The following is a 13,195-nucleotide window of genomic DNA, read 5'->3' as shown; positions in this document are numbered from 1 at the left end:
GGACCTCCGGGTTCGGTTAGGCTCACCTTACCCCGACGATGGATCGGGTCGAGCCCGGAGTGACCAATGACGCGATCGACCCGCCCTGGCGCCCAGGTTCCCCCCGCGGAGCCGGTCCGGCCCTCCGCCGCCGAGCGCGCCCGCACGGTCGCCGCCCGCCCCGCGGCCGCGGTCTGCGCCGCCGGCATCGACGGCAGCCGGGTGCTCGCCCACACCGTCACGTCCGACGGACGGGTGCTGCTCGTCGTGCCGACCGGCGGCGAGGTGTGCACCGCGGTCACGCACTGCGCCGACGGCGACCTGGCCGCGCTGCTGCTGGTCACCGACCACGCGCCGGTCCCGCTGCGCGACCCGGTCCGAGGGCAGGTCTGGCTCTCCGGCTGGCTGACCGCGCTGACGGGGGAGTCAGCCCTCGAGGCGGCGCTCGCCTTCGCCGAGGTGGCGCCGGTCGCGGCGCTGCTGGACGTCGGCCGGGGGGCCACGCTGCTCGCGCTGGAGCTGGCCGAGGTCGTGCTGGGGGAGAGCGGCGCCGTCCTGGAGATCGACCCGGCGGACTTCCTGGCGGCCGAGCCCGACCCGCTGGTGGAGCTGGAGGAGGACGCGCTGCGGCACCTGGCGGAGTCGCACCCCGAGGAGCTGGCGCTGCTCAGCTCGCGGATCCCGGCCGCGTGGCTGGGCCGGGGCGCCGTCGTCCGGCCGCTGGGGCTGGACCGGTGGGGGTTCCGGCTGCGCATCGAGCGGTCCCGCGGCTGCTGCCGGGACGTGCGCATCCCGTTCGCCCGGCCGGTCACCTCGGCCGAGGACCTCGCCCCGGCGATGCACCGGCTGATGTGTGCCGCACGGGGCGGCTGCCCGGGGCACTGACCGCGGTCAGCACCCCGGGCCGGGGGTCAGTGCCGCGCCGAGCTGCGGCCGCCGGTGATGCTCTCGGCGACGCCGATCAGCAGCACCGCGGCGATGATCGCGACGATCGAGCCGATGATGTTCAGCTCGCCGAAGTCACCGGTGCCGAGCGCCACGGCGACGACGCCGCCGATCAGCGAGCCGACGACGCCGAGGCCCAGGGTGGCCAGGACGCTGAGGTTCTGCTTGCCGGGCTTGATCAGGCGAGCCAGGGCGCCGACGACCAGACCGAACACGAGGAAGCTGATGATGCCCATGGTCTCGTGGTTGCCCGACGTGACCGCCACGGTAAACGGACAGTGATCAACCTTCCAGTTCCGTCAGCAACCGGGCCAGCCGGGTGCGCCGCGGCCGGACGTCGACCTCCCGCACCGCCCGGGCCAGCGCCGCTCCGCTCGCGTGCACGATCGACAGGTGCTTCTGCGCCCGGGTGAGCGCGGTGTAGACCAGCGGCCGGGAGAGCATTCCGCCCGCCTCCGGCGGCAGCACGACCACCACCCCCGGCCACTCCGAGCCCTGGGCGCGGTGCACGGTGATCGCCCAGCCGTGCCGCAGGTCGGGGAGCGCGTTGCCGGTGACGGTGACCGGCCCCGAGCTGAAGTCGACGGTCAGCGACCCCTCGCCGGTGCCGGTGACCACGCCGACCTCGCCGTTGGCGAACCCGATGGGCTCCAGGTCCAGGTGGTTGGCGGTGGCCACCACCCGATCGCCGACGTCGAAGCCCCACACCGTGCCGTCGCCGGGGTTGAGCTGCGCCTTCAGCGCCTTGTTCAGCTCGATCGTGCCGGCCGGGCCGCGGTGCACCGGGGTGACCACCTGCACCGTCGCCGGGTCGATCCCCAGCGCCCGGGGGATGGAGTCGGTGACCAGCTGCACCACCCGTTTGGCCGCCTCGGCACTGCCCACGGCCGGGACGATGACGACCTCCCGGTCGGGGGACTCGACCTGGGTGAGCTCGCCGGCCCGCACGCCGGTGGCCAGCCGGGCGATCGCGCCACCGGCGGCCTGCCGGTGCAGCGTGGTCAGCTCGGTCACCGGGACGGCCCCGGAGTCGATCAGGTCGCCCAGCACGTGCCCCGGGCCGATGGAGGGCAGCTGCGCGGGGTCACCGACCAGCAGCAGGTGCGTGCCGTCGGCGCAGGCCTCCAGCAGCGAGGCGGTCAGCTCGACGTCGAGCATGGAGGCCTCGTCGACCACCACCACGTCGGCGTCCAGTGGCCACTCCTCGTTGCGGGCGAACCCGCCGGTCATGCCCTGCGCGCCGAGCAACCGGTGCACCGTGACCGCGGGGTGGTCGGTGAGCTCCTCCAGCCGCTTGGCCGCCCGCCCGGTGGGTGCGGCGAGCGCCACCTCGGTGCCCTTGCTCTGCAGCAGTTGCACCAGCGAGGCGACCGTGCGGCTCTTGCCGGTGCCCGGCCCGCCGGTCAGCAGCGAGAACCCGGCCCCGAGCACCTGGGCGACCGCCGCCTGCTGCGCCGGGTCCAGCCCCTTGGCCACCGCGCGCACCGACGCCGGGTCGGCGATCCGCTCGGCGGTGGCCATCAGCCGGTGCACGTTCTCCGCCACCGCCTCCTCGGCCATCCCGAAGCGGGCCAGGGACAGGGTGCGCAGCGCCGGGTCCGGCTCCGGCAGCTCGTCGTCCGGGCCGAGCGTGTCCTCGTCGAACTCCGGTTCCGGCGGTTCGTGCTCGAGCACCTCACCGGACTCCACCGCCGCGACGATCGCCGCGGCGGGGTCACCGATGCCCTCGGCGCGCAGTGCGGCGACCACCAGGTCGGCCGGCAGCACGGTGTGCCCGTCGCGCGTCGCTGTGCGCAGGGTGAGCCCGACGATCGCCCTGCCGCGGCGCGCGTCCTGACGGTCGGCGCCCTTGAGCACCGCGATGGCCAGCCGGTCGGCGTCGCCCAGGGACACCCCGGACAGGCCCAGCAGTGCCCACGGGTCGTCGCGGAGCCGGCGGGCGGCGTCCGGCCCGAGCGCGTCGGCCACGCCGGCGGCGAGCTTGGCCTCCAGGCCGGCGCCGACCAGCAGCCCCACCACCTCGTAGGTGGGCGCGGAGGCGAGGAAGGAGGAGAACAGCCGCTCGGCGCGCTGGCGCCCCACGCGGGGGAGCTTCAGCAGCCGGTCGGCGGTGACGTCGTCGGGCCGGGTGATGCCGGCGGCGGGCAGGTCGGCGGCGGTCCGCTTGCCCAGCCCGGGCCACAGGCCGGCGGCGCAGAAGGCGGCGAAGACCGGGTCGCCACCGGCGGGGGGAGGGGTGCTCACGTCGGTCAGTGCTCCACGTCGGTCAATGCTCCAGGCGGCGCTCGGGATAGGAGAAGTGCGGCGAGGAGACGTCGTCCAGCGCCGTGACGATCGCCGGGGGCAGCCGCACTCCGTCGGTGTCCAGCACCTCCTGCAGCTGCTGGGCGGTGCGCGCGCCCACGACCGGGGCGACGACGCCGGGGCGGTCGCGCAGCCAGGCCAGCGCCACGCCCACGGGGGTGGTGCCCAGGCCCTCGGCCGCGGTGATCACCGCCTGCACCACGCGGTCGGCGTGCGCCGAGCGCAGCTGGTCGATGAAGCCCTGCCACTGCGGGGACGCCCCGCGGGAGTCCTCCGGCGTGGCGTGCCGGTACTTGCCGGTGAGCAGTCCCCGGCCCAGCGGGGACCAGGGCAGGATGCCCAGCCCCAACGCCTCGGCCGCCGGGGCGACCTCGCGCTCGATGCCGCGCTGCAGCAGCGAGTACTCGACCTGGGTGCTCACGACCGGGGTGCGGCCGGGCCAGGCGCGCTGCCAGGTGGCGGCCTGCGCGGTCTGCCAGCCGGTGTAGTTGCTGATCCCGACGTAGCGGGCCCGCCCGGAGGCGACCGCCGCGTCACAGGCGGCCAGCGTCTCCTCCAGCGGCGTGGCGTCGTCCCAGTCGTGCAGCTGCCAGAGGTCGACGTGGTCGAGCCCGAGCCGCCCCAGCGAGGCGTCCAGCGCGGCCAGCAGGTGCCCGCGGGAACCCCCGCGGCCCATCGGGCCGGTGCCGGTGCGGCCGACGGCCTTGGTCGCGACCAGCACGTCACCCCGGGGGACGACGTCGGCCAGCAGCCGGCCGAGGGTGCGCTCGCTGTCGCCCTGCCCGTAGACGTCGGCGGTGTCGACCAGCGTGCCGCCGGCGTCGACGAAGGCGGTCAGCTGCATCGCCGCCTCGTCCTCGTCGGTGTCCCGGCCCCACGTCATGGTGCCCAGGCCCAGCCGGGAGACGACCAGCCCGCTTCGTCCGAGCGCGCGCTGTTCCACGACCGGTCAACCTACCGTCGACCCGGGCGCCGGCCCCGGATCGCCGGGACACCGGGAGGTCGCCCCGGTCGGCACAGCCACGGGCCCTAAGGTGTGCTGCCGTGCCCACGACCGTCCCGCCCCGTCCCGCCCGCCCGGCCCGGGGGATCTGACCGTGGGGTGGATCGAGGCCGTCGTCCTCGGGGTGGTGCAGGGGCTCACCGAGTTCATCCCCGTCTCCTCCAGTGCGCACCTGCGCGTGGTCGGGGAGGCCTTCGGATGGGACGACCCGGGAGCGGCCTTCACCGCGATCACCCAGATCGGCACCGAGGTGGCGGTACTGCTCTACTTCCGCCACGACATCTGGCGGATCACGAAGGCCTGGGTGCGCGCGCTGCACGACCGGGAGGCGCGGGGTGACCACGACGCCCGGATGGGCTGGCTGATCATCGTCGGCAGCATCCCGATCGTCGTCCTCGGCCTGCTGTTCCAGGACTCGATCGAGACGACCTTCCGCGACCTGCGGATCGTCGCGATCGCCCTCGTCGCCTTCTCCCTCGTGCTGTACGCGGCCGACCGGCTGGGCAGCACCGTGCGGGAGCTGCCCGACCTCACCGTCAAGCACGGTCTGATCTACGGGCTGGCCCAGTCCATGGCGCTCATCCCCGGCGTCTCCCGGTCCGGCGGCACGATCAGCGCAGGCCGCTTCCTGGGGTACTCCCGGCCCGCAGCGGCGCGCTACTCGTTCCTGCTGGCCGTGCCGGCCGTGCTGGGCGCCGGCTTCTACCAGACCTACGAGGCGCTCACCGGCGGCACGGAAGGCGGGCCGATCGCCTGGGGGCCGACCATCCTGGCCACGGTGATCGCCTTCGGCGTCGGCCTGGCGGTCATCGCCTGGCTGCTGCGCTACCTGGCCCGGGGCAGCTTCACCCCGTTCGTCGTCTACCGCATCGTGCTCGGCCTGCTGGTGCTCGCGCTGGTCGGCGCCGGGGTGCTCGACCCGATCTGATGAAGGTCGGAGGGCCCCGTGCCCCCCACCACTCGCGAGCTCCCGGCGGGGCCCTGCACGGGGCCATACGCTGGGCCAGTGACGACGCTGATCCTGCTGCGGCACGGACGCACGACGGCCAACACCTCGGGCGTGCTGGCCGGCTGGACCCCCGGCGTGCGGCTGGACGAGTCCGGCGAGGCGCAGGTCCGGGCGGTCGCCCGGCGGCTCGCCGGGGTGCCGCTGGCCGCCGTCGTCAGCAGCCCGCTGGAGCGCTGCCAGCAGACCGCCGGCGCCGTCGTCGAGGGGCGCGAGCTGGAGGTGCAGACCGACGACCGGCTCGGTGAGGCCCGCTACGGCGACTGGACCGGCCGGCCGATCAAGGAGCTGGCCAAGGACCCGCTGTGGAAGGTCGTGCAGCAGCACCCCTCCGCCGCGGTCTTCCCCGGCCCCGAGGGGGAGGGGCTGGCGCAGACCCAGGCCCGCGCGGTCGCCGCCGTCCGGGAGTGGAACGCGAAGCTCGGTCCCGACGCGGTGTGGCTGGCCTGCAGCCACGGCGACGTGATCAAGGCGGTGCTCGCCGACGCGTTCGGCATGCACCTGGACTCCTTCCAGCGGATCGTCGTCGACCCGGCGTCGATCTCGGTGGTCACCTACACCGACACCCGGCCGTTCGTCGCCCGGGTCAACGACACCGGCGGCGACGTCTCGGCCCTGATCCCCCCGAAGAAGCGGCGCGGCCGGCGGAAGGCCTCCTCCGACGCGGTCGTCGGCGGCGGCGCGGGCGCGGGCCACCCCTGATCGAGCCGCGTAACCTGATCCGCGTGCCACGTCAGGTCTTCCTCTTCGACCGTCCCACCCGGTTCGTCGCCGGCACGGTGGGCCAGCCCGGTGACCGCACCTTCTACCTGCAGGCCTCCGACGAGGCCGGCCGCACCGTCAGCGTGGCGCTGGAGAAGACGCAGGTCCAGGTGCTCGCCGACCGGATGAGCGAGCTGCTCGACGAGATCGCCACCCGGGCCACCGTCGTCGTCCCACCCGAGGTCGACCCCGACGACCTGGAACCGCTCACCGCGCCGGTCGACGAGGAGTTCCGGGTCGCCGCGATGGGCCTGGCCTGGGACGGCGAGGCCGCAGCGGTCGTCGTCGAGGCCGTCGCCGCCGGCGACGAGCCGGTCGAGGAGGACGTCATCCTCTCCGACAGCGACGAGGGGCCCGACGCGCTGCGGGTCACCATCACCCCCGCCGCCGCCCGGGCGTTCGTCGCCCGCGCCCGCCGGGTGGTCGCCGCCGGCCGGCCCTCCTGCCCGCTGTGCTCGCTGCCGCTGGACCCGGCCGGGCACGTGTGCCCCCGCCAGAACGGCTACCGCCGCTGACCGGCGGCCGGCCGCCCCGATGACCGACCCCGGCCCGCGCCCCGAGCAGGAGCGCGACGAGGACGTCGTCCTGGAGTGGATCCCCGACGACGAGCTAGACGACGAGGATGCCGAGGACGACGACGTCCGCACCCTGGACCCCGCCGCCTTCGACCACGGCGACCGCCGCGCCCCCCAGGGCCGGGCCGAGATCGACGCGCTGCTGCGCGACGGCGAGCTCGACATGGAGGGCCGGCTGCTCGACGCCAGCAACGTCACCCTCGTCGGGGCCATCCGCACCGACACCCTGGCCGCCACCTGCGTCTACAAGCCGGTGGCGGGGGAGCGGCCGCTGTGGGACTTCCCCGACGGCACGCTGGCCGGGCGGGAGATCAGCGCGCACCTGATCAGCGAGGCGACCGGCTGGTCGATCGTGCCGCCCACCGTGCTGCGCGACGGCCCGTTCGGCACCGGCATGGTGCAGCTGTGGATGGACGGCGACCCGACGGTCGACCTGGCCGAGTTCGTCCGCCGCGACGACCCCGCGCTGCGGCGGATGGCCGTCTTCGACGCGGTGGTGAACAACGCCGACCGCAAGGGCGGCCACATCATCCCGATGCGCGACGGCCACGTGTACGGCGTCGACCACGGCATCTGCTTCTCCGTCGACCCGAAGCTGCGCACCCTGCTGTGGCAGTGGGCCGGCCGGCCGATCCCGGTCGCCCACCTCGAGGTGCTGGAGCGGCTGGCCGAGCAGCTGCGCGGGGACCTGGGTGAGCAGCTGCACGAGCACCTCACCCGGCGCGAGGTGCACCGCACCCAGCAGCGGGTGGCCCAGCTGCTGCGCACCGGGCTGCACCCGCAGCCCTCCGGAGACTGGCCCGCCCTGCCCTGGCCGCCCTTCTGACGGTCGCCCCACGGGATCAGCTGAGCTGATCGTCGTTGCTCCTGGCTCACGGTGTGCGGTGAGCCAGGAGCACGCCCGGTGAGCCAGGACGGGCCAGCGGGCGTTGTCCGCGGCGACGGCCCCTGCCAAGGTGACCGCGTGCCGCATCGCAGCCGTCTGGCGATCCTCCTCATCGACCTGCCCCCGGAGCTGCACGCCCGGGGCCAGCAGTTCTGGTCCGCGGCCACCGGCCACCCGATCGAGCCCGATGCCATCGACGACGTCTGGTCCTCCCTCGGCTCCTTCGCCGACGGGTTCCACCTCGAGGTACAGCGCACCGGCCCCGGCACCGCGCCGCGCTGGCACGTGGACATCGAGACCGACGACGTCCCCGCCGAGGTCCGCCGGCTGGAGGCCCTCGGCGCGGTGCGGATCGCCGACATGGGCGGCTTCTGGCAGATGAAGGACCCCGCCGGGCTGCTGTTCTGCGTCGTCGGCATCCAGACCGGCGAGGAGTTCGAGCGGCACGCCACCACGTGGCCCTGACCCGGCCGACCCCCGTGGAGGGTGACCGGGCACCGGGCGGCCTGCGGTGGTGTCGGCGGTCGGTCTTAGGCTCCTGACGTGCTCTCCTGGCCCGCCCCGCTCCTCCCCACCCTGCCCGGGTCCGGTCCCGCCCTGCGGCTGTTCGACACCGCCCGCGGCACCGTCGTCGACACCCGGCCGGGCCGGATCGCGCGGATGTACGTCTGCGGCATCACGCCCTACGACGCCACGCACCTCGGTCACGCCGCCACCTACCTCGCCTTCGACCTGGTCAACCGGGTCTGGCGGGACGCCCGGCACGGGGTCCACTACGTGCAGAACGTCACCGACGTCGACGACCCGCTGTTCGAGCGGGCCAACCGCGACGGCGAGGACTGGATCGTGCTCGGCATGCGCGAGACCGCGCTGTTCCGGGAGGACATGACCGCCCTGCGCGTGCTCCCGCCGGAGGACTACCTCGGCGCGGTCGAGTCGATCCCGCGGATCGTCGGCAAGGTGGAGGAGCTCTGGGACGCCGGGCTGGCCTACCAGCTCGACGACGGCACCGGCGACGTCTACCACGACGTCTCGCAGGCCCCCGGCTTCGGCGGGGAGTCCCACTACGACGAGGCGACGATGCTGCGGCTGTCCGCCGAGCGCGGCGGCGACCCCGAGCGCCCGGGCAAGCGTTCGCCGCTGGACCCGCTGCTGTGGCGCGGCGCCCGCGAGGGCGAGCCGTCCTGGCCCGGCCCGCGCGGTGTCGTCGGACGTCCCGGCTGGCACGTCGAGTGCGCCGCCATCGCGCTGGACACCCTCGGCATGGGCTTCGACGTCCAGGGCGGCGGCAGCGACCTGGTGTTCCCGCACCACGAATACTCCGCGGTGCACGCCGAGGCGCTCACCGGCACCAAGCCCTTCGCCCAGGCGTACGTGCACGCGGCGATGATCGGCCTGGACGGCGAGAAGATGAGCAAGAGCCGGGGCAACCTGGTGTTCGTCTCCCGGCTGCGCGGCGACGGCGTCGACCCGATGGCGATCCGGCTGGCGCTGCTGTCCGGGCACTACCGCACCGACCGCACCTGGACGGCGGAGCTGCTGACCCGGGCGGAGGAGCGGCTGGACACCTGGCGCCGGGCCGCGGCCCAGCCCACCGGCGCTCCCGCCGGTCCGGTGCTGCGGGCGGTGCGCGAGCGCCTGGCCGACGACCTGGACAGTCCCGGTGCGATCGCCGTCGTCGACCGGTGGGCCGCCGCCACGCTCGACACCGACCGCGCCGCCGGGGAGGACGGGGCGCCGGCCGTCGTCGCCGACCTCGTCGACGCGCTGCTGGGCATCGAGCTCTGACCGTGGGCCAGCCGCTGCCGGACGCCGGGCGAGCACCGTTCCGGCTGGCCGACCGGGCGGCGCGGGAGCGCGCCGAGGAGCAGCTCGCCCCGGCCGCCGCCCGCGCGGCGGCGACCCGCGGGCGCGCCCGCCCCGAGCCGGAGGATGCGCTGCGCACCGCCTACGAGCGCGACCGCGACCGGATCCTGCACGCCAAGGCGTTCCGCCGGCTCAAGCACAAGACCCAGGTGTTCCTCCACCCTGACGGCGACCACTTCGTCACCCGCCTGACGCACACCCTGCAGGTGACCCAGGTGGCCCGCTCGCTGGCCGCGGCGCTGTCGCTGAACGAGACGCTGGCCGAGGCGATCGCACTGGCGCACGACGTCGGGCACTCACCGTTCGGGCACATCGGCGAGGACGCGCTGGACCCCTACGTCGCCGGCGGTTGGCACCACGCCGCCCAGGGGGTGCGCATCGTCGAGGTGCTCGAGGACCTCAACCTGACCTGGGAGGTCCGCGACGGCGTCCGGGCGCACAGCTGGAAGATCAGCCCGCCGCCGGCCACCCGTGAGGGCGAGTGCGTGCGCTACGCCGACCGGATCGGCTACCTCTCCCACGACGCGCTGGACGCCGTCCGCGCCGGGGTGCTGCGGGTCACCGACCTGCCTGCCCGCGCCCGGGCCGTCTTCGGCGACCCGGGCAGCGCCATGGTGGGCTCGATGATCGAGGCCGTGGTCGAGGGGAGCCTGTCCCCGGCGAACACCGCCGGGGCGGTGGTGATGGCGCCCGACGCGCTCGAGGCGATGCACGAGCTGCGGGTCTTCATGTTCGAGCGGGTGTACGAGTCCGACACCGCGGCCGGCCAGAAGCACCTGGCGGTCGACGTCATCCGGCGGCTGGTCGACCACCACCTGGCCCACCCGGAGCTCATCCCGGCCAGCTACCGGGACACCGAGGCCGACGTGCTCACCCAGGTCGTCGACTACGTCACCGGGATGACCGACCGGTACGCCCTGGCCACGCACGACCGGCTCTTCGACGACACCGCCGCCCTGCGGATGCGCCCGCTGCTGACCAGCTGACCGGTCGCGGAACCACCGGGCCGGCCCCGGGTCCGGCTCGGGCGTCGTCCTCAGGTCAGGGCGCGGTCTGCCGGTTCCGCCGCCCGGCGGACTGGAGCAACCGGTCGAGCAGGAAGCCCACCGCGCCGATGAGCACGATCGTCGCGGCCAGCCGCCCGTAGTCCAGTTGGTCCCGGGCGTTGAGAACGGCGTAGCCCAGCCCCGAGTCGACGCCGAGCATCTCCGCCGGCACGAGCACCACCCAGCCGATGCCGAGCGCGAGCCTGAGCGCGGCGAGCAGGTGGGGACGCAGCGCGGGCAGCACCACGGTCCCGAAGACCTCCAGCCGGCTGCCGCCGAGTGACTCCGCGATCCGGATCGACGCAGGATCCAGGGTGCGCACGGCGTGCGCCGTCGTCAGCGTCATCGGCCAGACGGCCGCCAGCGCGACCAGCGCGACCACCGGGGCGTCGCCCACGCCCAGCAGCACGACGGCCAGCGGCGCCCAGGCCAGCGGCGAGGTCATCCGCAGGACGGCGAGAACGGGTGCGGCGGCGTGCTCCAGCGTGCGGCGGCCGCCCAGCAGCAGGCCCAGCGGGATGCCGACCCCGGCAGCGAGCAGCAGGCCCCCGATCAGCCGGCGCAGACTCGCCGCGGTGTCGACGGCGGTGGCGCGGTGACCGAGCAGGTCCCACAGCGCGACCGCCGTCGATCCCGGGCCCATGTGCCCGAGCACCGGGTTGCCCCGGGCCAGGACGTCGCACAGCAGCCACCACCCGGCGAGGACCGCGGCGAGGAGAGCCGGCCGGGCCCACCAGGTGCCGGCGCGGACCGGACGGCCCCCCGACAGGCCTTGCGTGGACCGGTCCGGCCGGGTGCTCGTGGTCGTCACGGTGCGAGCTCCTCGGTGCGCTCCAGCCCGGCGAGCCCGAACGCCGCCGGCCCGCCGGCGGACCGGATGGCCTGCCGCGCCAGGTCGTCGTGGACGAGGTCCGCGTGCACCCTCGCCGGGTCGAGCCCGGCCAGCCAGCCGGTGTCGCCCACCACGGCGGTGCGGGACATCGCCCGAACCAGCTCCGCGGTGTACGTGGGGAAGGGGAAGGGGGTGAAATCGATTCGGCGCTGGTCCCACTCCGGGTGCTGGACCGCCCCGTCGGTGCGGTAGGCGGCGTCCTGCTCGGTGGCCAGGGTCCGCTGCAGAGCCGGCAGCGGCTGGGGGAGGTAGCCGCCGGCGGACAGGGTCCGCGCCGCGCGGTCGCCGTCGACGCGCAGCCGTTGCTGCGCGGTGACCAGCGCCTGCACCGCTGCGGCAGCGGCGTCGGGCCGGTCGTCGAGCAGCTGCTGGCGCACGACGGTGACGCAGCAGGCGTGGTCCCGCCAGACGTCGCCGGTGAACCGCAGCACCCGGCCGATCCCCTGCACCTCGGCGGCGGCGTTGAACGGCTCGGCGACGATGAACCCGGCGATCTGCCCGGCCGCGAGCGCCGGGGGCATGTCCGGCGGGGCCATGAGCACCAGCTTGACCGTGCCGGCCGGCGCGGAGGGCTCGCCCTCCAGGACCGGGGTGAGCCCGGCCGCGCGCAGCAGCTGCTGCACCACGATGTTGTGGACGGAGTACCAGAACGGCACGGCGACCGTGCGGCCCGCCAGGTCGGCCACCGACGCGATGCCCTGGTCGACCGTGAGCGCGGAGCCGTTGACGTGGTTCCACATCAGCACCCGCACGGGCACCTTCGCGCCGTATCGCAGCTGCACCGCCAGCGGCATGAGCAGGTGGACGACGTCCACGGTGCCGCCCTGCAGGGCCTCGACCAGGTCGGGCCACGACCGGAACATGACCGGCCGCGGGACCTCCAGACCGGCCGCGGCGAAGTCGCCCTCGGCGTGGGCCGTCAGCAGCGGAGCAGCGTCGGTGATCGGCAGGTAGCCGATGCGCAGCGGCCCCCCGCCGACCGCGGCCGCCGGTCGCGGGCGGACCGCCGCCGACCGGTCGCCGGGTGTCGCCGCCACGACGAAAGGCACCGCGAGCAGCGCCGCGGCCCCGCCGGCGGTCAGCAGTCGTCGCCGGCTGAGCCCGGCGGGGGCGGACGCCGAGGACGCCGTGGAACCGGTGGGTTCCCCGGCTCCGTCCGTGCTCAGGTCCCGCAGGTCGCGGTCGGCGGGGAAGCGGGCCAGCAGGGACCGGTGGGCGCGGCCGTCGGCGAGATCCGCCCGGTCGGTGACCGGGCTGGCGACGAGGTCCAGCGGTCCGGGGCGGGTGCTCAGCAGGCCGACCCGGTCGCCGAGGAGGAGCGCCTCGTCCAGATCGTGGGTGACCAGCACCGTGGCCAGGTCACGCCGCTGCCGGAGCGCGATCAACCAGTCCTGCAGGTCCCGCCGGGTGACCGGGTCGAGCGCACCGAACGGCTCGTCGAGCAGCAGCAGCCGCGGCTCGATCACGATCGCCCGGGCCAGGGCCACCCGCTGCGCCTGCCCGCCGGACAGCTGGCCGGGCAGCCGGTCGGCCAGGTCGGCGATGCCCAGCTCGTCCAGCAGCGTCGCGACCCGCTCGTCGGCACCGGGGCGCGAGCGGGGCCAGCGGCCGCCGTTGCGCCGGTAGCCGAGCCCGAGGGCCACGTTGCCGGTCACCGTGCGCCAGGGCAGCAGGTGCGACCGCTGGGCGACCAGCCCGGTCGTGCCGCCGTCACCCTCGGGGCGGCGCACCGTGCCCGTGTCGGGACGGCGCAGCCCGGCGAGCACCTGCAGCAGGGTCGACTTCCCGGCTCCCGAGGGCCCCACCACCGCCACCAGCTCACCGGGCTGCACGGCCAGGTCGACGTCGTGGAGCACCTGTCGATCACCGAACCGGACGCCCACCCCCTGCAGGCTGACAGCGGGCTGCCCGGGTTCGCTCACGGGGAGCAT

At 75.2% G+C, this 13,195-nt stretch carries 13 protein-coding genes; 8 read left to right on the top strand and 5 right to left on the bottom strand.

Features of this window, described 5'->3' with window-relative positions; genetic code table 11:
• Positions 1–66 precede the first annotated feature (66 nt).
• On the top strand, positions 67–864 hold the full coding sequence (locus tag ACI79A_RS10835) for a DUF2470 domain-containing protein (protein ID WP_457082899.1): 798 nt from the start codon (positions 67–69) through the stop codon (positions 862–864).
• Positions 865–890: 26 nt separating this feature from the next.
• Here ACI79A_RS10835 and ACI79A_RS10830 read toward each other — a convergent pair whose 3' ends face one another.
• Genes ACI79A_RS10830 through ACI79A_RS10820 form a run of 3 tightly spaced genes read right to left on the bottom strand, consistent with a single transcriptional unit; the run spans position 891 to position 4,171 of the window.
• Complete coding sequence (locus tag ACI79A_RS10830) at positions 891–1,190, bottom strand: GlsB/YeaQ/YmgE family stress response membrane protein (protein ID WP_457082897.1); 300 nt, start codon at positions 1,188–1,190, stop codon at positions 891–893.
• 16 nt (positions 1,191–1,206) lie between these two features.
• Positions 1,207–3,168 (bottom strand): AAA family ATPase, encoded by a 1,962-nt coding sequence (locus ACI79A_RS10825; protein ID WP_457082895.1) that lies wholly within the window; start codon positions 3,166–3,168, stop codon positions 1,207–1,209.
• Positions 3,169–3,190: 22 nt separating this feature from the next.
• Positions 3,191–4,171, bottom strand: a complete 981-nt coding sequence (locus ACI79A_RS10820) for an aldo/keto reductase (RefSeq protein WP_457082893.1) — start codon at positions 4,169–4,171, stop codon at positions 3,191–3,193.
• Between the two features lie 154 nt (positions 4,172–4,325).
• Here ACI79A_RS10820 and ACI79A_RS10815 point away from each other — a divergent pair, with 154 nt between their 5' ends.
• The 7 genes from ACI79A_RS10815 to ACI79A_RS10785 all read left to right on the top strand — a co-directional run bounded on the left by ACI79A_RS10815 (position 4,326) and on the right by ACI79A_RS10785 (position 10,312).
• The gene (locus ACI79A_RS10815) at positions 4,326–5,159 is read left to right on the top strand and encodes an undecaprenyl-diphosphate phosphatase (protein ID WP_457082891.1); all 834 of its coding nucleotides are present in this window, start codon (positions 4,326–4,328) and stop codon (positions 5,157–5,159) included.
• A gap of 78 nt (positions 5,160–5,237) precedes the next feature.
• Complete coding sequence (locus ACI79A_RS10810; protein ID WP_457082889.1) at positions 5,238–5,939, top strand: histidine phosphatase family protein; 702 nt, start codon at positions 5,238–5,240, stop codon at positions 5,937–5,939.
• A 23-nt stretch (positions 5,940–5,962) separates the two neighbouring features.
• Entirely contained in the window at positions 5,963–6,514 is a 552-nt protein-coding gene (locus ACI79A_RS10805) for a DUF3090 family protein (protein WP_457082887.1), read from the top strand.
• A gap of 19 nt (positions 6,515–6,533) precedes the next feature.
• On the top strand, positions 6,534–7,400 hold the full coding sequence (locus ACI79A_RS10800) for an SCO1664 family protein (RefSeq protein WP_457082885.1): 867 nt from the start codon (positions 6,534–6,536) through the stop codon (positions 7,398–7,400).
• A 138-nt stretch (positions 7,401–7,538) separates the two neighbouring features.
• Positions 7,539–7,925 (top strand): VOC family protein, encoded by a 387-nt coding sequence (locus ACI79A_RS10795; RefSeq protein ID WP_457082883.1) that lies wholly within the window; start codon positions 7,539–7,541, stop codon positions 7,923–7,925.
• A 78-nt stretch (positions 7,926–8,003) separates the two neighbouring features.
• Positions 8,004–9,248: a cysteine--1-D-myo-inosityl 2-amino-2-deoxy-alpha-D-glucopyranoside ligase gene (gene mshC / locus ACI79A_RS10790; RefSeq protein WP_457082881.1), complete on the top strand. Its 1,245-nt coding sequence runs from the start codon at positions 8,004–8,006 to the stop codon at positions 9,246–9,248.
• Positions 9,249–9,250: 2 nt separating this feature from the next.
• Complete coding sequence (locus ACI79A_RS10785) at positions 9,251–10,312, top strand: HD domain-containing protein (protein WP_457082879.1); 1,062 nt, start codon at positions 9,251–9,253, stop codon at positions 10,310–10,312.
• A gap of 55 nt (positions 10,313–10,367) precedes the next feature.
• On the opposite strand, the gene ACI79A_RS10780 is transcribed toward ACI79A_RS10785, so the two are convergent.
• Both ACI79A_RS10780 and ACI79A_RS10775 read right to left on the bottom strand, forming a co-directional pair.
• The gene (locus ACI79A_RS10780; protein ID WP_457082877.1) at positions 10,368–11,183 is read right to left on the bottom strand and encodes an ABC transporter permease; all 816 of its coding nucleotides are present in this window, start codon (positions 11,181–11,183) and stop codon (positions 10,368–10,370) included.
• Positions 11,180–13,186 carry an ABC transporter substrate-binding protein gene (locus tag ACI79A_RS10775; RefSeq protein WP_457082875.1) on the bottom strand — a complete coding sequence of 669 codons (2,007 nt, stop codon included), beginning with the start codon at positions 13,184–13,186 and terminating at the stop codon, positions 11,180–11,182. The genes ACI79A_RS10780 and ACI79A_RS10775 overlap by 4 nt, the downstream gene beginning before the upstream one ends.
• Positions 13,187–13,195: the final 9 nt, after the last annotated feature.

The organism is Modestobacter sp. SYSU DS0657 (assembly GCF_054050925.1).
The sequence above is the reverse complement of the archived record's forward strand: the minus strand, read 5'-3'. Positions and strand labels throughout refer to the sequence as shown.